At 45.0% G+C, this 709-nt stretch carries 2 protein-coding genes; one reads left to right on the plus strand and one right to left on the minus strand.

Annotation, left to right across the window (positions count from 1 at the left end; translation table 11 throughout):
* A partial coding sequence (locus tag A3766_RS27270) for a TlpA family protein disulfide reductase (protein WP_231883011.1) occupies nucleotides 1-292 on the plus strand: 292 nt, incomplete at its 5' end.
* A gap of 33 nt (nucleotides 293-325) precedes the next feature.
* On the opposite strand, the gene A3766_RS27275 is transcribed toward A3766_RS27270, so the two are convergent.
* Nucleotides 326-709: CoA-binding protein (locus A3766_RS27275; protein ID WP_068643360.1), on the minus strand; the 384-nt coding region annotated here is incomplete at its 5' end.

Genomic DNA, 709 nt, shown 5'->3' on the forward strand with positions numbered 1-709 from the left:
CCGGCCCTGTCTCGATGAATTACCAGAATTGAACAAGTTAAATAAAGGTGAGGCCTTCCAGGTTCTGGGTTTTGACTTCGATAAAGCGAAAGGAGAGCTCTTGGATAGCAAGGTTAAGCGGTTGGGAATAGATTTTCCGGTGCTTGATGCAGACCCGTCTAGCATGTTTTCTCAGAAATTGCCGAGTGGCCTGCCAGCGACAATGTTAATAAACAAGCAGGGGAAGTTTGTTAAGTGGTTAATGGGGCCGCAAACGGCAGAGTCGATCAATAGGCATTTAGGCTTGGAGTAAAAGTAGCTGTTTTTACTCTGAGCTCAAATATTGTTAAGCCAGAGTTGATACGCGCTCTGCTTCTTGGATTACCCGTTTAGGGCACCTGTCCATCACCACTGATATTCCTGCTGCACGTAACTTGGCTGCAGCAGTTTCATTGATGACGCCAATCTGCATCCAAACAACCTTGGGTTGTAGAGTTTTCGGAAGTGCTAGCACTTCGTCACATATCGATGCAGCGGCTTCAGAGTTTCTAAAAATATCGACCATGTCGACCTTAATGGGCAGCTTGGTGATGTTTTTGATTACCGTTTCACCTAACAGATTCTGGCCTTCTAGGTCTGGGTTAATCGGTGTGATTTTGAAACCTTTGTTTTGCAAGAAGTTCATGACTTCATTACTTGGTCTTTCGGGTTTTTGACTGGCACCAACTAA

The organism is Oleiphilus sp. HI0132 (genome assembly GCF_001635845.1).